The following is a 21,855-nucleotide window of genomic DNA, read 5'->3' as shown; positions in this document are numbered from 1 at the left end:
TCATTTAGCCTTTTTCTATTTCTTATATAAATTATTATGGTCAATATATTCCCAAACTTTGGAAGGCAAAAGCGGTTGTACATTTTTGTTTTCCTTGATGTTTTTCCGAATAAAAGTAGATGAAATTTCAACGACAGGTGCAGCAATAAAATGAATTTTAGGATGCTTTTTGAGTTCTAAATTTTCACTTTCTGATGAAATGCGAGGATAAACATAAACTTCATGATTTTGTAAAATGACCTCGTGATTTTTCCATTTGTGCAACGACTTGAGATTGTCTTCACCCATAATTAACGAAAATTCATGCTGCGGAAATTTATCCTGCAAATGTGCCAAAGTATTTACCGTATAATTCGGCTGCGACAATTTGAACTCAATATCCGAAGGTTTAATTTTTGGATAATCTTCGGTAGCCAAAGTAACTAGTTGTAATCGTTGGTAATCGTCCAACAAAGTCTCTTTCTTTTTCAACGGATTGTGTGGCGTTACGACCATCCAAATTTGATCCAAACTAGTGTGTTCGGCAAAATGATTAGCAATAATCAAATGCCCCATGTGAATAGGATTGAATGTTCCGAAATAGAGACCGATTTTCATACTGTTTTGTTTCGCAAAGATTCACAAAGTTTTCACGAAGATTCACAAAGCAATTTTAAAAAATTTTGCGTGTCTCTGTGTTTTTCTTTGTGAATCTTTGTGTGATAATTATTTGTTTACAAAATCCTTTACCAACTGATACGCTTCTTCCAAAGCAATATCCAAATCGTAATTCTTAATTATAACGTCAAATTGTGGTGCCGTAGCCAATTCTACGTGGGCTTTGGCAATGCGCATATTGATTTTTTCTTCGCTTTCGGTAGAACGTTCTTTGAGTCTTCTTTTGAGTTCGTCCACGCTGGGTGGTTTTACAAAAACGGCTAAAGTTTCTTCAGGAAATTTATGTTTGATTCGCAAACCGCCAGCAACATCAATGTCAAAAATCACATTTTTTCCTTGAGCCCAAATGCGTTCTACTTCGCTTTTTAAAGTACCGTAGAAATTATCTCTATAGACTTCTTCCCATTCTACAAAATCTTCGTTTTTGATGTGGGTTTTGAATTCTTTGAGCGACATAAAGTAATAATCTTTTCCACTTACTTCTTCGCCACGAGCTTCTCGCGTTGCTGCCGAAATTGAAAACTCCAAATTCAAGTCTTCCTGCTTTAATAAATGCCTAACGATGGTCGTTTTTCCTGAACCCGATGGTGCCGAAAAAACTATTAATTTTCCTTTTTTCATTTTAAATTCATTGCGAGGAACGAAGCAATCCCATCCTCCTTTTATTTTATTTTTTAAACACAAATTACACAGATTCTCACGAATTAATTTGTGTAACTCGTGGTTAAATTTTACAACACATTCAAAACCTGTTCCTTAATTTTTTCCAATTCGTCTTTCATCATCACGACTAATTTTTGCATTTGAGCGTGATTGGATTTGGAACCCATAGTGTTGATTTCACGTCCCATTTCTTGAGTAATGAAACCTAGTTTTCTACCATTAGCTTCCGATCCGTTGATGGTTTCCAAGAAATAATCCAAGTGATTGGTCAAACGGACTTTTTCTTCAGTAATGTCTAATTTTTCTAGGTAATAAATCAATTCCTGTTCAAAACGATTTTCATCTACATTGACTTTTAATTCAGAAATCGCAGTTTGCAAACGGTCTTTTATCGCCTGAACACGTTCTGGATCAAGTGCCAAAGCATCATTCATATATTGACGAATATTTCCAATACGCAACTGGAATTCTTTTTCTAATGAAGCACCTTCGTCTTTTCTGAAATTGCCAATATAATCCAAGGCTTCCAAAATTACTTTTTGAATTTCAGCCCAGTCATTTTCGTCAATTTCTTCTCTTTCGGTTTTCAACGTGTCTGGCATTCTAATCGCCATTTTCATCAATTCCGTTTCATCAGCATCAGGATAAACTTCACGCAATTGATTGATGTAAGCTTTTACAATCGGCACATTCACTTTTGTAGAAGTTTGTTCGGCAGTACTTTCAATAAAAATCGAAAAATCTACTTTTCCTCTTTCTAATTTCAAGGCAATTTGGTTGCGTAAACCCAATTCCATTTCGCGATAAGCAGAAGGCATTCGCACGCTTAAATCCAAGCCTTTACTGTTTAGGGATTTTACTTCTACCGTTATTTTTTTGGTTGGTAATTGCAAGCTTGCTTTACCAAATCCAGTCATTGATTGTATCATATATTTTTCTAAAAGAGCTCAAAGATAATTAAAAGTTTGCAGTGTTCAGTATTCAGAATTCTTTCTGTAAAAATCTAGTTTATTATAGTTTTAGGGATGAATTTAAAATCATTAAAACTCAAAAGGGAGTTCCACCGCCAAGGAATCTGCTGGAATGGAATCTTGTACTTTTATATTCAAAAACGAATGGGCTTTTCCAGTAAGTTGTATCGGAGTGGACTGTCCAATGGTATCTTCTGCAGTTAAAAGTCCTCTTCGCAGCATCAAATTGCTTAAGAATTTTTGTTGTTGAGTAGCGTATGATTTTAGATTTCCTGCATTGTCAAATTGCCACATGAATTTCTTTGGTTTTGGAACAATAGTCGCCAAAAACAGACATTCTTTCAGGTTCAAATCTATTGGACTTTTCTGGAAATAAAACTGTGCCGCTTCGCCAATTCCATACACATTTGGTCCCCATTCGATAATATTGAAATAAACTTCCAGCATTCGTTCTTTGCTGGCAATTCGGTTGTTTTCAAGGATATAAACCAATAAAATTTCTTCCATTTTTCGGGATAAGGTTTTTTCGCGAGTAAGAAATACATTTTTGATTAATTGCATACTAATCGTGCTGGCGCCACGAGAGAATTTCTTGGTTCGAATGTTTTTAAGAATCGATTGCTTGAAGGCTTCGTTGATAAAACCACGATGCGAGAAAAAAGAAGGGTCTTCAGAGGTTAAAACACATTTTTGTAAATAAGGCGAAATTTGATCCAAAGGAGTGTAATTTGGATTGGTCGATCCTACTAAAACAGGACGCTGTTGCACATTTTCGATAATTGCTCGATAGATGAATTCGCCGTTGAGTTTAGTCAAATTGGCTTCACCGTATTTGGTAATTTTTAGATTTTCTTTATTTAATTTACTGTCAAAGATCAATTGGTTCGGCTTGTTCTTATTGAACATAAAATCCAAATTGTACTCGAAATTACCTTCGGCTTCCATGCCTTGAAAATGAGTGAACAAGCCATCGGGAAGCGATACAATAAAATCTTGCGCTTTCATCTTTGGAATCGCCACTTTGAGTTTGTAAATCGTGTCTTCCTCTGTTTCGTATGCCAGATAAGGATGGAATTTTATTTTGTTAAATTCAACCGTAGAGCTACTATCAATGGAAATAAAATTGGAACCCAACAAGAATCGATAATCGAATTTTGCATTTTTGATGACCACGTCTTTGCTGGCAATTTTTTTATGATTAATCATCAAATTGGCAATCGAAGCAAAGCCATCAATATGCAATTCGCCACCAGATTTATCAATGTTTTCAACTTTTATCCGAATGGAATCAAAACTTGATTTTAGACTAAAACGCTCGTCAAAATAAGGTACTTTAATTGCACCAGTATCAATATTGAAGAAGCGAATGTCAGCTTTTTTATTTCTAGGGTCAGCAAAACCTTCAATTCGGATTCGTTGAGAATAAGCTTTAGTTGCTACTTCAACAGAAGTTTCCAATTGCTTGTTAATCAATCGTAGTTTTTGAAAATTAACGGTTGTTTTTTTGCCATTATCGTCCAATCGGAATTCTAGATTTTCTACTTTCATATCCGTTGGTATTAAATTCAATACTTTTGAAATAAGGTTGTAGGCTATTTTAGCATAATCTCTTTTTTCGTTAGAATCTGAAACTGCTTCGTCCTTTTTTAGAAAATCATCAAAATTGCGACCGTATTTATTTTTGACCAATTGTACATAACCATTCTCAATTTCTAGTGTTCCTAATTGAACATCTCCTACCAGCAAACGCCATAAATTGACGCTGGTTTTCATTTTTTGAATATGAAACAACGTATCTGCATCTTTGGGAACCAAAATAATTTCCGAAAAATCAAGACCAGAAAGACCAACAAAAGAAGCTTTTTTTACAGAAAAATCACTGTTGTAATCCTCTTCCATTTTATGGGAAACCTTGTCAATAGTTTGTTGTAATAATGCTTCTCTAAAAACAAAAAGTCCTACAACAATTGCGATAAAAACTAATGCAATTATTTTTAAAGCTAAAATTATTTTCTGCTTTCGGGTTCTCATAACTTGTTTTCTCTTTTAATAAAAATTCTAAAATAAAGGTATTTAGAATCTTGATTATAAAGAAAAGGAAAATAATGCAAAAGGAATTTTTTTTATGTTTTTCTTTAGAAAATTATAGCAATAAAAAACCCGATGGCTTTTAAAAACTATCGGGTTACTATTGTAATTTTAGAGTTAATCTATAAAAATTTCTTCCACATTAAAACTCAATTCTGGAAATAGCGGACTGTGTACTAATCCCTCTTCGGCAATGGGTTTCAGTCCGATGTATCTGTCATTTTGAAGGGTGTAAATTAAAATTGATTTTTGGAAAGGTTCTACTATCCAATATTCTTTTACACCGTTTTCTTCGTATAAATCAAACTTAATGTCCATTTCTTTTTTGGAATTTCCTGGAGAAAGAATCTCGATAATTAAATCCGGTGCTCCAAGACAGCCTCGGTCGTCTAGTTTTTCTTTGTCACAAATAATACAAATATCAGGTTGAAATACGGTTGTAATTTCTTTGTCGGAAGTGCTTTTTTTATAATTAATTAAGCGTACATCAAATGGAGCATAATATATATTACACGTCTTATTTTCGAAATAACGATCCAATTTTCGAAATATTTTTGCTGAAATGTCCTGATGTTTTCTACTTGGAGCAGGACTCATCTTGAAAATTTTCCCTTTCAAAATCTCTAATCTTTCTTGGAAATTCCAAGTAAGATAATCCGCATAAGTGTAGGATTTTGTAAGGTCTAAACTGTTGATGTCTGTTATTGTAGCCATAATACTTTGCTTTAATTACTCAAAGATACATATTTTTTTATATGTTGCTTTTATAATAAAAGGGCACAAAGTTCAATAATAAACTTTGTGCCCTTTATATAAATCTTTGAATTCTTTATAGTTGAAAACTACAAATCAAATCCCAATTTAACGCCTAATTTCATAGCGATGATTTTGGTAATTCTTTGTTTCAATTCCGGTATTTTGATACTTTCGATTACGGCATTCGAGAATGCGTACATCAATAAAGCTTTAGCTTCTTTCTTTGGGATTCCACGTTGTTGCATATAGAACAATGCAGTTTCGTCTAATTGTCCAACTGTACAACCATGAGAGCATTTTACGTCATCGGCAAAAATCTCTAATTGTGGTTTAGCATTTATTGTAGATTTATCGCCTAGCAAAATGTTGTTGCTTTTTTGAAAAGCATTCGTTTTTTGCGCTTCTTTTTCTACATAAACTTTTCCGTTGAAAACACCTGTTGAGTTATCTGAAAAAATTCCTTTGTAATCTTGGAAACTTTCGCAATTTGGCGTAGCGTGGTTCACTAAAGTATAGTGATCTACGTGTTGTTTGTCGCCAATAATGGTGATTCCGTTTAGTGTACTTGTCAATCTTTCTCCAAAATGATAGAAATTCAAATTGTTTCTGGTCAAATTTCCTCCAAAAGAGAAGGTGTGAACATAAACGTGACTTTCTTGTTTTTGAGAAACGTAAGTATTGTCAATTAAATTCGCTCCGTGATTGTCATTTTGGATTTTATAATAATCAACAATAGCACGTTTTTGTGCAAAAATCTCGGTAACAGAATTCGTTAAAACAGGATTTTCGTTTAAACTTTGGTGTCTTTCGATAATTTGAACATGTGAATTTTCACCAACAATAATCAAATTTCTAGGCTGTACCAAAAGTGCGGCTTCATTTCCAGTGGAGAAATACATAATCTCAATAGGTTTGTCTGCGACTTTACTTTTTGGAATGTTGATATAAGCTCCTTCATTGGCGAAAGCCGTATTTAAAGACGTTAAACTCTCGTCCTTGCTAGCAATTTGATTGAAATACGTATCGATAATCATTTTGTATTTTGGCTTGTTCAATGCCGATGACATCAAACAAACGTCAATTCCTTCGTGAGTTGTAGAAGACAAATGAGAACAAAATACACCGTCAACAAAAGTCAATTTATAGGTGTCGATTTCGTGTAAAAAGTATTTTTTAACATCCGAATACTTAACAACTTCATTTTCACTTTTTGGAAACACCGTAAAGTCATTTTTTAGGATGGCGTTTAACGAAGTATATTTCCATGATTCTTCTTTTTTGGTTGGGAAACCTTTATTTTCAAAGTTTTTTATAGCCGAAGTTCTAACATCGTGTAGTTCTGAATGAACATCGATTTTTTCTTCAAAAGCCATAAAAGACGATAGTAATTTTTCTTTCAATTCCATTTGTTTTGTTTCAGGTTTAAAGTTTAAAGTTTCAGGTTTTGCCTATTGGAACTTATTTCCTTTGAAGTCCTTCTTGTTTAGATAAGTGATAAAGTTTTTTATTTTACCACTTAAGTTTTCATAATCTTTTTTTAAAAGTTCAAATTTTTGCTCATCTATATAACCAAAATCAAAAACTCTATATAATTGTGACCTTGTTTCTCCTGCAGAACCTTTTGCAATAGATAAAAATTGTCTAAATTCTATATTACCATCTCTTTCAAATCCTTCAGCAATGTTATCCATTACAGAACCTGAAGAAGATTTGATTTGTTCTTTAAATTTAAAATCCGTTTTCAATCCAGTTTCAACAGAAATTATATGTATTTCTTTTGCTAACCGTCTTGCTTCATTCCAAATATCTAAATCTTCAAATCTATTTATTGTAGCCATATTATAAATTTATTTCAAACTTCAAGTTTCAGGTTCTACAACTTGAAACTAAAAAACCTGAAACTTGAAACTAACTTTACGCTTCTTGTTCTTGTTTAATCCAGTCGTATCCTTTTTCTTCTAACTCGTGAGCCAAAGATGCATCACCAGATTTTACAATTCGACCGTTGTACAATACGTGAACAAAATCAGGAACGATATAATCCAACAATCTTTGGTAGTGTGTAATTACAACTACTGCGTTTTTGTCACTTTTCAATTTGTTTACTCCATTAGCCACGATACGAAGTGCATCAATATCTAATCCAGAATCGGTTTCGTCAAGGATAGCCAATTTTGGTTCTAACATTGCCATTTGGAAAATCTCGTTACGTTTTTTCTCTCCTCCTGAAAATCCTTCGTTTAAAGAACGGGATAAAAATTTACGGTCAATTTCCAATAATTCTGATTTTTCACGAATCAATTTCAACATTTCATTGGCAGGCATTTCCTCTTGACCTTTGGCTTTGCGAGTTTCGTTAATTGCCGATCTCATAAAGTTAGTAACCGATACTCCAGGAATTTCAACTGGATATTGGAACGAAAGAAAAACGCCTTTGTGTGCTCTTTCTTCTGGAGCCAAATCAGCAAGATCTTCATTGTCCAAAATTACTTCACCTTCTGTTACTTCATAATTTTCGTTTCCAGCAATTACAGCTGATAACGTACTTTTTCCAGCACCATTAGGTCCCATTATGGCGTGAACTTCTCCTGCTTTTACTTCAAGATTGATTCCTTTTAATATTTCTTTGTCTCCGATAGAGGCGTGTAAATTTTTTATTGATAACATTTTTCGAATGTGTTTTTATACTTATTTTATTATTATCCTACTGAACCTTCAAGTGAAATTTCCAATAATTTCTGTGCTTCTACCGCAAATTCCATTGGCAACTTATTCAATACATCTTTACTGAAACCGTTCACAATCAAAGCAATCGCTTTTTCAGTTGGGATTCCACGTTGGTTGCAATAGAAAACCTGATCTTCTCCAATTTTACTTGTTGTCGCTTCGTGTTCTATTTTGGCTGTTGGATTTTTACTTTCGATATATGGAAAAGTATGCGCTCCACAATTGTTCCCCATTAATAAAGAGTCACATTGTGAAAAGTTCCTTGCATTCTCTGCATTTGGACCAATTTTCACTAATCCTCTATAACTATTTTGTGATTTTCCAGCAGAAATTCCTTTGGAAATAATGGTTGATTTTGTGTTTTTTCCAATGTGAAACATTTTTGTTCCTGTATCAGCCTGTTGGAAATTATTAGTTACCGCAATCGAATAAAATTCGCCTACTGAATTATCTCCTTTCAAAATAACCGATGGATATTTCCAAGTTATGGCAGATCCTGTTTCAACTTGTGTCCAAGAGATTTTTGCGTTTTTCTCGCACATTCCTCTTTTTGTCACGAAATTATAAACTCCTCCTAAACCTTCTTTGTTTCCAGGAAACCAGTTTTGAACTGTAGAATATTTAATTTCGGCACCTTCTAAAGCGATTAATTCTACAACTGCTGCGTGTAATTGATTTTCGTCACGACTTGGAGCTGTACATCCTTCAAGATACGAAACATAACTTCCTTCGTCAGCCACTAATAAAGTTCTTTCGAATTGTCCTGTTCCTGCCTGATTAATACGGAAATAGGTTGATAATTCCATTGGACATTTTACCCCTTTTGGAATGTAACAGAAACTTCCATCAGAGAAAACAGCTGAATTTAATGCTGCGTAAAAGTTATCTTTTTGAGGAACAACCGTACCCAAATGTTTACGAACTAATTCAGGATGTTCTTTAATTGCTTCGGAAATACTCATAAAAATGATTCCTTTTTCGCCCAAAGTTTTCTTGAAAGTCGTTGCCACTGAAACTGAATCGACTACAATATCCATTGCGACATTGTTCATCATTTTTTGTTCATCGACAGAGATGCCTAACTTTTTGTACATTTCCAAAAGTTCAGGATCTACATCGTCTAATGTTTTATTAGGATCAACTGCTTTTGGAGCAGAATAATAGGAAATGGCTTGAAAATCAGGTTTGGTATATTTTACATTTGCCCATTCTGGTTCAATCATTTGTTCCCAAGCACGAAAAGCCTCAATGCGCCAGTCGGTCATCCATTGTGGTTCTTCTTTTTTCTTTGAAATAGCACGAACAATATCTTCATTTAAACCAATAGGAAAGGTCTCCGATTCCAATTCGGTATAAAATCCATATTCATACTCTTTGGTTTCGAGTTCAATTTTTAAGTCGTCTTCGGTATATTTTGACATAATTTTTGTTTAAATGTTTTACAAAGAGAAACTCTCTCCGCAACCACAAGTTCTACTAGCATTAGGATTGTTAAACACAAATCCTTTTCCGTTTAATCCGCCTGAAAACTCTAATATTGTTCCGGCTAAATAAAGGAACGATTTTTTTTCGACTGCAATTGTTATATCGTTATCTACGAATATCTTATCATCATCGCCCTTGTTTTTGTCAAATTTTAAATCATAAGACAATCCAGAGCATCCGCCGCTTTTTACGCCAACTCTTACATAATCGACTGCGGCATCAAAACCATCATCTTTCATCAAGTCGATGATTTTCTTTTTGGCCGTATCAGAAACTTTTATCATTGTTAGTATTGATTTTGTCTAAATTAACCGCAAAGATAGTGCATAAAAATCTTTTTGCATAACAGATAACATTTTTATAACTAATTGGCTCATAAATAAAACTGATTCAAACAAAAAATCTTCATTTGTAATTTTACCTTTGTCTTTTATAATTTTATTTACTGTTATGAGTTTTTTAGATATTATTTTGGGCAGTTTATTAGCCTTTGGTTTGTATAAAGGTATTAAAAACGGACTTTTTGTAGAAGTTTCCTCCTTGATTTCCTTACTATTGGGGATTTATTTTGCTGTGAAATTTTCAATTCTAACCGCTGATGTCCTTTCTGGTATTGTACATTGGAATCCAAAAACCATTCAGATTACCGCTTTTATTTTGACCTTTATTTTAGTTGTCATCGGAATATCGCTATTGGCAAAATTCTTGACTGGGATTGCTGATTTTGCTCAATTGGGGTGGATTAATAAACTAGGCGGTGGCTTTTTCAGACTTTTAAAAACGATATTGATTGTGAGCATTTTTTTGAATCTTTTTGAAAAGATAAATTTTAATAACACTTTTGCTAAAAAAGAGACCTTGGACAATTCCTTATTTTATAGACCAATTCAAAAAACAGCAGGACTTATTTATCCTTCAATTGAAAAATGGTATGAGGGTTTGAAGAAAAAATAAAAATCCGTCTCAAAACAAAATTTGAGACGGATTTTTTAGTCTTTATATTCTATTGTTCTCTAATTAATTATCTAGAGAATTTTTCAATTTCTTTTTCAAGAAAAGAAAAGAATATACTAAACCTACTATTGCTAAATAAATTAGCCAATTATTAATAGGTAATGGTGCTGGCTCATCTTCTCCTGGCGGATCAATAGGATCGGCAAAAATAATTTGACTAATTAAGCAAAATACCAGGATAAATTTTAGTTTATTTTTCATAATTATTTAATGATTTTTTGTGTGTTAGTAGATCCATCTTGCAATGTAATTTTAACCAATACTACTTGGTTTTTTATGGATTTTTGCACTGTTACTTGATTTTTTTGAATATTAGTCTTTGAATATAAAACTTTACCCGAAACGTCATAAACATCAACTTTAGAGATAAGTTGGTTTGAATTTTCTATTTGTATGTAATTGTTGGCATCTACATAAACTACTTGACTGTCTTTTGTAAAAGTATCAGTTCCTAGAGTAGCATCTGTTTTGTAAACTACTGTAAATCGACTGTCATTAGTTCCTGCAACCGCTTTAAAAGTATAAGCTGATTGTTTTAAATTGTGCTTTGTGTTAGACAATTTATCCCATAAGAAAATATCTTGATTTGTAAACAATCCATCAAAAGAATCTAAAGCAATAGTATAATCACCATCTTGATTTGCTGTAAAACCTACAGCTACTTCATCATTAATATCAAAAGCTTCGGCACGACCTTGAATTACATAATTATCACCATTAATTTTTGAAGCGATATAGCTTTTTGAATTGGTTAAAAGTTTTCCATCAACACCTTGATCGTAATCATTTGTAGCTCCTGTTGCATAACCAACTAAAATTTGGTTATAGTTAGCAGAAACTCCGTTAAGATTTAACCAAAATCTACTGCTTTTATTTTTAGGTGCTTTTGCAGCAGTTTTGAAAAATTGATTACTAGTGTCATTTGATCTCATTGTATTGTTAAATACAAGGTCTCCATCTGAAGTTGTTTGGGTAAAAAATCCTTGTCCAACTTGGATAAATGCATTTGGTATAGCACCACCTGCTGCGGAAGCAACTCCTCCTAGTGTTGTTCTTGATGCGTAATTGTTTTGAGCATAAACTCCTCCAGATGCAGGAATTGTGTGTGTCCAATAGTATAAAGTACTTACTCCTAATGTACTATTTGCACTTATAAAGTCAGCAACACTAACTGTAGATGGATATGGATTTCCAATTAAATTATATCCAGTTGTAGTTGCAACAGTTACTGGACCATTATTTAACACCCCTGAAAACTGACCTGAATAAGGAGCAGCTGTACTGGCTGACCATGTGTTATCTACTCTAATCAAATAACCATTACCTTCTGCAAAATCAGTTGTGCTTGGAGCACTTACTGGAATCCAAGCTGAAGCAGTATCAACTCCTGAAGGACTATAGCTGTAAAAACGATTTGTTAAAGTATTTGGCGAAAAACTCAATAATTTTTGACCGGCAACTGGCGAACTCCAAGCAGTATAGTCTAAACGAATCATTGGAGTACTATTTCTTTTTACAATAGCATTACCTAAATTATCTCTATCACTTACTTGAACTAAATTAGTATTGTTTTCTAAAGAGAAAGAAGCAGCAGATGCAACTTGAACTTCATTTTGAATTTCTAAATTTTCACCTGAATTAATACTAACATTTGCAGTACCATTTACTTGAACAGAACAAGCGTCAAAACCAAGACCAGTATAGTTTCCTGTAAAAATTGCTGTTTTTGTAGCATCTGGAGTTCCATTAGACCAAGCTGAACCGTTCCAAGTTGTTACACTTGTACAACAGTTTTGACCTGTAATTATTAGTGATCCGCTTTTCCAGTTTGAAGTAGCAGCTGTTAATTCAAAATTAGTTAATGTCCCATTATTTGCATTAACTGTTGCGTCAGTCAAACTAGTTATTGCTGTATTATCTTGATTGTCTAAACCTTGGTTGAATTTATAGTAAGCTAGTAAGCCTGATTCACTACCTAATAATTCACATCTTTTGCTAGCATTAATTTGTTCTTCTGTTCTGGCTACATTCCAGATACGAACATCTTCTAGGTTACCAGAAAAGAATCTACCTGTTTGTTGTAAATTTTCTCCTAATGAAACATTAAAAGCTGAATTATCAATATTAGCTGTAGCTTCAATACTATTTTCTAGAACTCCATCAATATAAATGATTGCATTTGCTCCATTGTAAGTAGCTGCAACATGATGCCAGTTACCATCGTTCACTGCAGTTGTAGAATAAAAATCAGAAAAAGCACCTGTTCCTGCAAACGCAACAGTTCCATCAGATGTTAAGGCTACACGCCAGCTATCATCTCCTTTGGCTACTAAAGCATCCCATTGTTGAGGAGTTTCACTAGAATTTATCCAAAATTCAACAGTTATTTGATTAGTAAAATCAAAATTTGATTCATTTGGTATCTCAACATAATCATCAACTCCGTCAAAGTTTAAATGAGTTCCTGATTGAGAACGCATAATGCTGAAACTAAAAATAGCTATCAGCGTTAAGTAGTGTTTAAATTTCATAAATTTTAATCAGATTAGTTTATATTTTTTGCAAATTTAAACTAAAAAATTAAAAAAACAGGCTTTTTGTATTAATATATTGATAATTAATTAGCTAAACCTTTCATTTTGAGAAAAAATCTTCAATAAAAACCTTATTTCCATAAAAAACAGGTTATAAGCATCAAAACATTAAATTTATTTCACTTCTTTAATAGCTGTTTTTTCAATCCAGCCTTCGGTTCCGTCGGTTAATTGAATTTTCCTCCAATTGTTAAGTGTTTCCAAAACAAAAACTTTGGTTCCTTCGTGGAGACTAAAAATAGTATTACTGCTTTTTTGTGGTTCGCTTTTAATTTCAATAACTGCTGCAAAAACAATAGCGGGCTTGTCATTTTCGAAGTCATTTTTCTCGGAGATTCCCGCTGAAACACTAATTAATAAGAATAAAAGCAACACAAACATTGCTATAAAAAATATCCTTTTTGACAATGTAGTTTGCGAAAAATAATAACCTACAAAAAACCCTAAAAATAATACTGAAAATCCAACTGCTATCCAAGCCCAAGTATTGTAATGAAAGACAGAAGTAAAGTCTTGAATCATTTTTGAAAAACCAACAGTTGGAACTACTTTTATCTCGTCGATTTGTAGTTTTTGAGCAAATTTCAAGTTGTTCGTTATTTCAGCATCATCCGGATTGAGTACCAATGCTTTTTCATAATTGTAAATAGCGGGAGCTACTTTATTCAATTTATAATAGCAATTTCCTAGATTAAAATACAATTCTGCCGACTCTTTTTTACCTGCCAAAATGCTTTCATATTCCTTAATTGCGAGTTCGTATTTTCCTTTTTGGTACAAGTCATTTCCTTTTTCAAAACCACTTTGAGCAAAGAAAAACTGTGAGGTTAATAATAATATAAAAAGTAAATTTTTCATAAAAAAAGTTTAAACACAAAGAACACAAAGAAGGCACAAAGTTCACTATTTAAAGTATTCCGTTGACCACTCTTCTATCTTCTTCGTAAATTAATGGTAAAGCTTTTTGCTTTTCAACTCTTAAATTAGATTTTTTAAGTTCATAAAACATACACTCTTCATAAGCACTCTCTAATAATCCAGATCCTAAAGTTTTATGCACTTTCAAAGCACATTCAAATACTATTTTTGAAATTTCGTTTTCAGTCATTTGTATATTTTAAAAACTTTGTACCCTTCGTGCTTTCTTTGTGCCCTTTGTGGTTAAGCGATTTGTTTTTCCAAATCCGAGATTATTTCCACTGCTTTTTCAAAATCCTTTTGAATAGTTGAACTCGATGTTAAGGCATAACGCGCCAATTCACAATTTTCGGTAAGATTGATAAAATCTGTTACTGTTTCTGGACTTGCTTTCCTTGACAACAACAATTCCTGAATATTGCTTTTACTCATTTCGGAAGTTTCAATATGCAATTTGGCTTTCAAGAAATTGTGCATTGCTTTTTCCAAAGCCACGTAAAACGGTTCTTTGTTGTTGATTTGTTTTTTGGCTTCCGATAAATATTTCTTGGCCAATCGGTTGTTCATTTTTATTCTATTTCCAAAAACATCACCATCTATAGCGTCTTTTTTCTTTTTGAAAACAACAATCAATGGCAGTATTAAAAACGGCAAAAGCAACAAACCATAAAACAAATTAGATCCCAAGAAATCGTCTTTTTTTGAGGATACTAAATTAGTTTCTCGCTTGATAAATTTGAATTGTTCGTTCTTTGAAATGGTGTTTTTCTGGACTCCAGGTGTTGTTGCCGCAACTTGATTATCAGCGGTTGGTCCTTCTAAAACATTCACAACTATTTCTTGAGACGTTATAGTTTTGTATTTGCCTGTTCCTAAATCGAAATACGAAAACTGCAATGGTTTGATTGGATAATTTCCTTTGAATTGTGGAATAATCGTGTATTTATCCGAAATTTTTCCTGACATTCCAGACAAAGAAGTATTCACTTTTTCGTCGTGAACAGGATCATACATTTCTAATGAATTAGGTACAACGGGTTTTGGCAAATTGAACAATTTCATGTTTCCGCTTCCGCTAACACTAACTACTAAATCCAAGCTTTCACCACTCTTTAAATTCGTTTTGGATGGTGTTACTCTAAAATCAAATTTACCTACAGCTCCCGAAAAATCGGCTGGTTTTCCTGCTTCGGGAAGTGCTTTTACGTTTATTGTTTTGGCTCCTGCTGAAACTCTTTTGTTATCGTTTGTAAAAATAACTCTACCAAACATATCTGCACGGTTCGTAGGTAATTGTACATCAATATCTAAAGACAAAGGTTCGATGACCAATTTGCCTGATTTTTGTGGATATAAAACAATTTTTTTTAATACAAAAACTCCATATCTTTTTCCACGAAACATTCCTTCCTCTGGAACAAACTGCTTGATTGGAATATTTTGACTCCAGAAATCATTGTATTTGGGTTTGTTTAATTCACGTGAATTTGTAATTCCGATATTGGGATTAAAATACAGTTTGTAAACTACTGTAATGGGTTCGTTGATGTAAGGACTGGTTTTAGAAATATCGGCAACCAAATAAATATTATCATCAGCCGAAATTTGAGGTGCATCATCTGGATTTCTTGCCTCTTGAACTGCATTTGTAACATGAATTTTTATCGGAGATGTCTTGTAAATCTGACCGTTGTATTCTATGGTGGCTTGTTTGATAATTATATTTCCTTTTTGAACTGGTAGAAGATAGTAAGAATAGACTTTTTCGAATGAACTTCTTCCATTAATCCAAGACTGACTCACTTGTTGACTTGGTCCAGCAATAATTCTAAATCCTTCAAAAGACGGTTGATTAAAATTGTCTCCGTCCATATTCATCACAAAATCAATACGAAGTCTTTCGTTCAATCCAAGCGTAGTTTTGCTCACTTTTGCTTCAAATTGTACTTGAGCCAAAAGTGATTGAAAACTTATTAATACTAAAATCAAATATCTTTTCATTACTGGTGTAATCGTTTTTTGTTGAATTGTTGAATCGGCTTTTTCTGAACACTAGAATCGAATTAACTAATAGACAAATCCCCGATTAAACATTTTTTTACCAATCTTTCTCGGTCTGAACTGGCTTACCTTTTCTTCCTTTGGTAGCATTTACCTTGTCTTGAACTTTTTTCTCTTCGTTATTTACGGCATCCAAAAGATTTTGTAATCGTTCTTGAGAAATTCCACCAGGAGTTGGTTTTGGTTTCCCTTGCTCTTGAGGTTTTTCCTCCTTTTTATCTCCTTTGTCAGAAGGTTTGTCTTTTCCTTTATCGTCCTCTTTTTCTTTGTCTTTATCTTTTTTATCGTCTTTCTTGTCCTTGTCGTCCTTCTTTTTATCGTCTTTCTTATCTTTTTTATCATCTCCTTTTGGAGGATTTTCTTTTAATTTTTGCTTTGCCAAAGCATAATTATATCGGGTTTCTTCGTCCGATGGTTTATTGCGCAAAGCATTTTTATAGGCTTCAACAGCGTTCGAATAATTTTTTTCCTTCATAAAAACATTCCCCAAATTATGATACAATTTGTGTTTTTGAGGTCTTGATTTTATGTTTTCAATCGCTTTTACATAAACTAATTTTGCTTCTGCAATTTGGTTTTGCCTATAAATAGCATTTCCTAAATTATAAGCAGAAACTGTTCTTTTAGGAAATTTAGAATTCGAAATTCTATAATTAGCTTCTGCTTCCACGAACTTCTTATCTGCATATTCCGCGTTCGCTTTGGGCAAGGTTTTATCCTTTTCCTGTGCAGAAATTGCAAAAGAAAGCATTAATACTATATATAAGATAAAATTCTTCATTATTCTTTTTCGTTAAATAAATTCAACTTTTTGACCCAATTGGTTTTTCTTTCCAACAAGAAAATGTCTAAAAATAATAAGACAAATGCAAAGCTCAAAAACCATTGAAACTGCGATTGGAAATCAGCCATTTGTGTCGATTCGAATTCTGTTTTTTGAATATTATTCAAAGCGTTTTTCACATAATCTAATACTTCTTTGGTATTGCTTCCATCCACATAACCCCCTTTTGTTGCTTTGGCAATACTTGTCAGACCGTCTTTATTCAGCTTTGTTATCACCACTTGATTGTTGCCGTCTCTTTTAAAACTTTCAACAATACCATTTGCACCACGTAATGGAATTGGACCTCCTTTTTCGGTTCCAACGCCAATGGTAATGATTTTCATCCCCAATTTATTCGCTTCTTCGGCAGCCGATTCTGCTCCTTCTGAATGATCTTCTCCATCCGAAATCATAATCAGCAATTTGCTGGTTTTACTTTTTTCATCAAAATAAGTCGCCGACAATTTTATGGCTTCGTCCAAAGAAGTTCCTTGTGAAGAAACCATATCGGTATTGGCACTTTGCAAAAACATTTTGGCAACACTGTAATCAGTGGTTATAGGCAAGACAGGAAAAGCACTTCCAGCATAAGCCACAATTCCAATTCTGTCACTTCCTAATTGATTGATGATTTGCGAAACAATTTGTTTGCTTTTTTCCAATCGGCTTGGTGCAACGTCTTCCGCCAACATACTTTTGGAAACGTCCAAAGCAAAAACGATATCAATTCCTTCTCGTTTTACCGTTTCTATTTTAGTACCCATTTTTGGATTTACTAATCCTAAAATCAATCCAGTCAGTGCCAAAAGTATCACCGAAAGTTTCAAAATAGGTTTGAAAACAGAACTTTCTGGACTTAATTTTTTAATCAAATCCAAATCTCCAAATTCACGCTGTTTTTTTCTTTTCCAATATTGATTGTAAAGAAATAGCAACGCCAAAACTGGCAATATAAAAAGAAGATATAAATATTTTGATTCGTCTAATTCCATTTATTTAACCACGAAGGGCACAAAGTTTTTCACAAAGATCACAAAGCTAATTGCAAACTCTTGTTTATAATGTTCCGTTTATTACTCTTTTAACACCGTTTTTTAATAAATTAACATTGAAGTTAATTAACAATCCTAATTTACAATTTGATAATTTTAAGTAAGTTAACAATTGTGCTAAATGAACATCATTCAAAGCTTCAACTGATTTAACTTCAACTATAAATTTTTCTTCTATAATAATATCAATCCTATAACCCACATCCAATTTCACGTCTTCATAAACCAGAGGTAATTGTTTTTGTTTTTCAACTTTTAAATTATATTTTTTTAGTTCATAAAACAAACACTCTTCTTAAGCACTTTCTAATAAACCGGGACCTAAAGTTTGATGCACTTTTAAAGCACTTTCAAAAACAATTTTTGATATATCATTCTCAATCATTCTTACTTTATTTTCTCATCTTTAACTTTGTGTTTCCTTTGTGTACTTTGTGGTTAAACCTCTAAATAAAACTTCTATAAACCGTGTTTCGTAATCCCACTTCAACCAAAATCAAAGCCAATGCAAACCACACAAAAGATCTAAATTTTTCGTCGTAATCATAGAATTTCAATTCTTCAATTTCGGTGGTTTCCAGTTTATTTATTTCGCCATAAATCTCGGCTAGTTTACTGTTGCTCGTTGCTCTGAAATATTTTCCATCTGTTTTACGGGCTATATTTCGCATCAATTGTTCATCGATTTCTACTTTTGCCATTTGGAACAAAATCTCTCCACTCGGCGATAAAGCATAAGGTGATTCTGCCATTCCATTGGTTCCGATACCGATTGTATATACTTTTATTCCGTATTGTTTAGCAATATCAGCGGCTGTTTCCGGCTCAATAAAACCAGCGTTATTGACACCATCTGTCAGCAAAATAATCACTTTACTTTTGGCTTTACTATCTTTCAAACGGTTTACGGCTGTTGCCAATCCCATTCCGATTCCTGTTCCGTCTTGTAAAGCATTGTCGTATTTGACACTTTTTATCGCTTCAAGAACTACTGCTTTATCACTCGTTACAGGAGTTTTTGTATAGGCTTCAGACGCATAAAGTACCAATCCAATTCTGTCGTTTGGTCTTTCTTCAACGAAATCGGCAGCCACTTCTTTTAGCGCTTCCATTCGGTTTGGTTTCAAATCTCTTGCAAGCATACTTCCTGAAACGTCCATTGCAATTACAATATCAACTCCTTTTGTTGTTTTGGTCTGATTGCTGATGTCAACTGTTCTTGGTCTTGCCATAGCAATAATTAAAGAACTTAAGGCTAGTAATCGCAAAACGTTCAAAGCTGGTTTCAATTTTACTGCCAGACTTTCCGATCCTTTGAATCCTTGTGTGGAACTCATTTTCAAAGTTGCCGATTGCTCGTTTTTTTTCCAAAATAACCAAGCAACAGCTATCGGAACCAAAAGGAACAACCAAAAAAACTCTGGGTTTAAAAAAGTGATTTCTCCCATTATTGTTGTGCATTTTGAAGTTCGACAGAGTTCAATATTTTATCTGAAATTTCATTAGCGTATTGATCGCCTTCTTCGTGAACAATTATAATTTGCTGTAATCCGCCATCCTGACTAAAAATCAATGTTTCATAATAGTATTTTGTACTGCTCTGATTTTCTCCATCAATTTTAGAAAACGTTCCGTAGCCTTTAACTCCTTTTACAGCACCTTCATTGGTTTGAAAATCTTCTTGCTTAACAATCATATTTTGTGCTCCTTGCGCTTCTAAAGATTGTAAAGCAGATTCTAATGATTTTGCCAAATCAATTTTGGTTTGCTTCGCCTGTTCGCTATCGCTCGGGTCTTGCTTGTATTGCAAGGTCGAAAGCATGATATAAAAATTATCGCTAAAGCTACCGTAAGTGAACGATTGCATATCCTTAATCAAAGCCAAACCGTCTTTTGGAAGTATTTTTTTCAAATCAGTTCGTACCAAAACTTTTGGAGTTTCAACTCGAATACTCGGACTTCCGTATTCACTTTTAACCCATTCGCCTTCCAATAATTCTTTAGATGAATTTCCGAAAACATTATCGATAACATAAGCTGGACCTTTGGCAACAACAAAGAAAGTAGTTACCGCAAAAAGCAATAAAAACACAGAAACAACTATAGTCTGGATGCGTTTCTTCTTTTTCTTTGCTAATTCTCTTTTCAATTGTTCCTGACGTTGCATTTCGTTGAGCAGCATTTCGTCTTCTACTTCAACCACTTTTGGAATCGCTTTGTCCAAAGTAACGATGGCTCTTTCTATTTTTTTGCGGTCTTCAGTAATTTCAAAATCCAATGGTTTTGATTTGGCGAATTTCACTAAATCGGCTTGTTTTAAAACACCCAATAAATTGTCGAAAGTGTCTTTTGAAAGTTTCATTTTCTTTTTCTGTGAAGCGCCTTTCAATCCTTCAATCAATTCAGAAGTTGTACTTTCCATGGCTGGAATTTCGATGGCTTCTTCAATATAATTTCGAACAATATCAGTCAATTCACTGTAATATTCTTTAACTTCGCCGTGTTGCCAAAGTTCTTTCTTTTCTAGGTTATTCAGCAAACTAGTCGCTTTTTCTATCGGTGTTTTATAAATTTCTTCTTCTACAATAACTCTTTTACGTTTTTTATAAAACCAATATCCTAAAGCTCCAAGTCCAGCAAGCAACAGAAATCCTAAAAGATATTTCCACCAATCGCCTATCGAATCCTCGGCTTGAACAATATCTTTGATGTCGTACATTTTTTGTTTTAATGTATCGACTTGAACATTCGCAACCTCAACTTTGATTGAATCGGATAAATAAGCCTTGTTATTGATTAAAATCTTTACACTCGGAATGGTGTATCTTCCCGAATCGAATTGTATCAGACCGTATTTTTTGATTAATTCGTAACGGTCATCTTTAAGAATAGTATCTATTGGATACGACTGAATCACTTCAAGAGCACCAAAGTTTCTCACATTCGGGAAAACCACTTTCGAAGCCGTATCTACCGAAGTTTTAAACGTAAGTTTAAACTCGGCTCCAATTTTATTTTTAGTAGTATCAATACTGGTTACCACTTGTTTTTGTTGAGCAAAAACCGTGGCGGTAAACAGAAAGTATAATAGTATTTTTTTCATTCTTTATTGGGGAACAATCTTTATCTCGATTTAAAATAACCTAATAATTTCGTCACATAGCTTTCGTCAACTCTTGTATTTACAACCCCTGCACCCGATTTACTAAAAGTTTCCTTGAAATATTTCAATTTATCCTGATAGTATTTTTCATAATTCATTCGTACCGATTTTGAACCAGTATCAATCAATTGTGTTTCGCCCGTTTCGGCATCAAGCATAGAAACCATTCCTAAATTTGGCATTTTTTCTTCGCGAATGTCATACACTCGGATTCCAGTAATGTCATGTTTTTTGGATGCTATTTTTAATGTGTGTTCATAACTTTCAGAAATGAAATCAGAAATGACAAACACGATAGCTTTCTTTTTTTGCGTTCCCGAAAGGAATTTCAAAGCTTGGGCAATATCGGTTTTGTGGCTTTTTGGTTCGAATTCTATCAATTCACGGATAATTCTCAAAACGTGTGAACGTCCTTTTTTTGGAGGAATATACAATTCGATTTGATCCGAAAACAAAATCAAACCAATTTTATCATTGTTATTTGTTGCTGAAAAAGCCATTGTAGCGGCAATTTCAGTAACGACATCTTTCTTGAATTGATTTTTGGAGCCAAAACTTTCTGAACCCGAAATATCAACCATCAGCATCATGGTCAATTCTCGTTCTTCTTCGAAAACCTTGACGTGAGCTTCATTGTAACGCGCCGTCACATTCCAATCAATAGCACGAATATCATCGCCATATTGATACGGACGCACTTCGCTAAAAGTCATTCCACGACCTTTGAACGATGTATGGTATTCTCCCGAAAAGATATGATCGCTCAATCTTCGGGTTTTGATTTCTATTTTTCGTACTTTTTTTAAGAGGTCTTTTGTCTCCATAGTCAGTGGTCAGTTATTAGTGGTCAGTGGTCAGCTCTGTGAACTGAATACTGAAC

21 protein-coding genes and 1 pseudogene are annotated in these 21,855 nt (G+C 33.5%); 1 reads left to right on the top strand and 21 read right to left on the bottom strand.

Annotated features, from left to right (window positions below):
* Window positions 1–15 precede the first annotated feature (15 nt).
* From nadD to OZP15_RS02115, 10 genes are all read right to left on the bottom strand, one after another.
* A complete protein-coding gene (gene nadD / locus OZP15_RS02160; protein WP_269226860.1) occupies window positions 16–597 on the bottom strand; it encodes a nicotinate (nicotinamide) nucleotide adenylyltransferase in 582 nt (193 codons plus the stop codon).
* A gap of 108 nt (window positions 598–705) precedes the next feature.
* Complete coding sequence (gene gmk / locus OZP15_RS02155; protein WP_281336880.1) at window positions 706–1,278, bottom strand: guanylate kinase; 573 nt, start codon at window positions 1,276–1,278, stop codon at window positions 706–708.
* A 110-nt stretch (window positions 1,279–1,388) separates the two neighbouring features.
* Window positions 1,389–2,249: a YicC/YloC family endoribonuclease gene (locus tag OZP15_RS02150; protein WP_269226859.1), complete on the bottom strand. Its 861-nt coding sequence runs from the start codon at window positions 2,247–2,249 to the stop codon at window positions 1,389–1,391.
* Window positions 2,250–2,360: 111 nt separating this feature from the next.
* A complete protein-coding gene (locus tag OZP15_RS02145; RefSeq protein ID WP_269226858.1) occupies window positions 2,361–4,322 on the bottom strand; it encodes a transglycosylase domain-containing protein in 1,962 nt (653 codons plus the stop codon).
* A gap of 174 nt (window positions 4,323–4,496) precedes the next feature.
* Window positions 4,497–5,093 (bottom strand): Uma2 family endonuclease, encoded by a 597-nt coding sequence (locus OZP15_RS02140; protein ID WP_281336879.1) that lies wholly within the window; start codon window positions 5,091–5,093, stop codon window positions 4,497–4,499.
* A gap of 128 nt (window positions 5,094–5,221) precedes the next feature.
* Window positions 5,222–6,541 carry a Fe-S cluster assembly protein SufD gene (gene sufD, locus OZP15_RS02135; RefSeq protein ID WP_269226856.1) on the bottom strand — a complete coding sequence of 440 codons (1,320 nt, stop codon included), beginning with the start codon at window positions 6,539–6,541 and terminating at the stop codon, window positions 5,222–5,224.
* Window positions 6,542–6,583: 42 nt separating this feature from the next.
* Complete coding sequence (locus OZP15_RS02130; RefSeq protein ID WP_269226855.1) at window positions 6,584–6,973, bottom strand: four helix bundle protein; 390 nt, start codon at window positions 6,971–6,973, stop codon at window positions 6,584–6,586.
* 76 nt (window positions 6,974–7,049) lie between these two features.
* The gene (sufC, locus tag OZP15_RS02125) at window positions 7,050–7,802 is read right to left on the bottom strand and encodes a Fe-S cluster assembly ATPase SufC (protein ID WP_281336878.1); all 753 of its coding nucleotides are present in this window, start codon (window positions 7,800–7,802) and stop codon (window positions 7,050–7,052) included.
* Between the two features lie 32 nt (window positions 7,803–7,834).
* Complete coding sequence (sufB, locus tag OZP15_RS02120; protein ID WP_281336877.1) at window positions 7,835–9,283, bottom strand: Fe-S cluster assembly protein SufB; 1,449 nt, start codon at window positions 9,281–9,283, stop codon at window positions 7,835–7,837.
* Between the two features lie 18 nt (window positions 9,284–9,301).
* The gene (locus tag OZP15_RS02115) at window positions 9,302–9,631 is read right to left on the bottom strand and encodes a HesB/IscA family protein (RefSeq protein ID WP_073367569.1); all 330 of its coding nucleotides are present in this window, start codon (window positions 9,629–9,631) and stop codon (window positions 9,302–9,304) included.
* A gap of 166 nt (window positions 9,632–9,797) precedes the next feature.
* Here OZP15_RS02115 and OZP15_RS02110 point away from each other — a divergent pair, with 166 nt between their 5' ends.
* Window positions 9,798–10,301, top strand: a complete 504-nt coding sequence (locus OZP15_RS02110) for a CvpA family protein (RefSeq protein WP_269226854.1) — start codon at window positions 9,798–9,800, stop codon at window positions 10,299–10,301.
* 63 nt (window positions 10,302–10,364) lie between these two features.
* Here OZP15_RS02110 and OZP15_RS02105 read toward each other — a convergent pair whose 3' ends face one another.
* The 11 genes and pseudogenes from OZP15_RS02105 to OZP15_RS02055 all read right to left on the bottom strand — a co-directional run bounded on the left by OZP15_RS02105 (window position 10,365) and on the right by OZP15_RS02055 (window position 21,799).
* Window positions 10,365–10,562 carry a hypothetical protein gene (locus OZP15_RS02105; protein ID WP_269226853.1) on the bottom strand — a complete coding sequence of 66 codons (198 nt, stop codon included), beginning with the start codon at window positions 10,560–10,562 and terminating at the stop codon, window positions 10,365–10,367.
* Between the two features lie 2 nt (window positions 10,563–10,564).
* Window positions 10,565–12,892, bottom strand: coding sequence for a DUF8693 domain-containing protein (locus OZP15_RS02100; RefSeq protein ID WP_281336876.1), 2,328 nt, complete (start codon window positions 12,890–12,892; stop codon window positions 10,565–10,567).
* Between the two features lie 177 nt (window positions 12,893–13,069).
* Window positions 13,070–13,813 carry a tetratricopeptide repeat protein gene (locus OZP15_RS02095; protein WP_269226850.1) on the bottom strand — a complete coding sequence of 248 codons (744 nt, stop codon included), beginning with the start codon at window positions 13,811–13,813 and terminating at the stop codon, window positions 13,070–13,072.
* Between the two features lie 49 nt (window positions 13,814–13,862).
* A complete protein-coding gene (locus OZP15_RS02090) occupies window positions 13,863–14,063 on the bottom strand; it encodes a GxxExxY protein (protein WP_349293284.1) in 201 nt (66 codons plus the stop codon).
* Window positions 14,064–14,116: 53 nt separating this feature from the next.
* Window positions 14,117–15,874, bottom strand: a complete 1,758-nt coding sequence (locus tag OZP15_RS02085) for a BatD family protein (RefSeq protein WP_281336875.1) — start codon at window positions 15,872–15,874, stop codon at window positions 14,117–14,119.
* Between the two features lie 97 nt (window positions 15,875–15,971).
* Window positions 15,972–16,715: a tetratricopeptide repeat protein gene (locus tag OZP15_RS02080; RefSeq protein WP_269226849.1), complete on the bottom strand. Its 744-nt coding sequence runs from the start codon at window positions 16,713–16,715 to the stop codon at window positions 15,972–15,974.
* Window positions 16,715–17,752: a VWA domain-containing protein gene (locus OZP15_RS02075; RefSeq protein ID WP_281336874.1), complete on the bottom strand. Its 1,038-nt coding sequence runs from the start codon at window positions 17,750–17,752 to the stop codon at window positions 16,715–16,717. Before OZP15_RS02075 ends, OZP15_RS02080 begins: the two co-directional genes overlap by 1 nt.
* Window positions 17,753–17,816: 64 nt before the next feature.
* Window positions 17,817–18,197: pseudogene (locus tag OZP15_RS02070) on the bottom strand (GxxExxY protein).
* Window positions 18,198–18,258: 61 nt separating this feature from the next.
* The gene (locus OZP15_RS02065; RefSeq protein WP_281336873.1) at window positions 18,259–19,260 is read right to left on the bottom strand and encodes a vWA domain-containing protein; all 1,002 of its coding nucleotides are present in this window, start codon (window positions 19,258–19,260) and stop codon (window positions 18,259–18,261) included.
* Window positions 19,260–20,915: a hypothetical protein gene (locus OZP15_RS02060; protein WP_281336872.1), complete on the bottom strand. Its 1,656-nt coding sequence runs from the start codon at window positions 20,913–20,915 to the stop codon at window positions 19,260–19,262. The genes OZP15_RS02065 and OZP15_RS02060 overlap by 1 nt, the downstream gene beginning before the upstream one ends.
* 20 nt (window positions 20,916–20,935) lie before the next feature.
* Window positions 20,936–21,799 (bottom strand): DUF58 domain-containing protein, encoded by an 864-nt coding sequence (locus tag OZP15_RS02055; protein ID WP_281336871.1) that lies wholly within the window; start codon window positions 21,797–21,799, stop codon window positions 20,936–20,938.
* Window positions 21,800–21,855 lie beyond the last annotated feature (56 nt).

The organism is Flavobacterium eburneipallidum, assembly GCF_027111355.2.
Lineage (GTDB): Bacteria > Bacteroidota > Bacteroidia > Flavobacteriales > Flavobacteriaceae > Flavobacterium > Flavobacterium eburneipallidum.
This window is presented reverse-complemented; position numbering and strand designations above follow the sequence as displayed.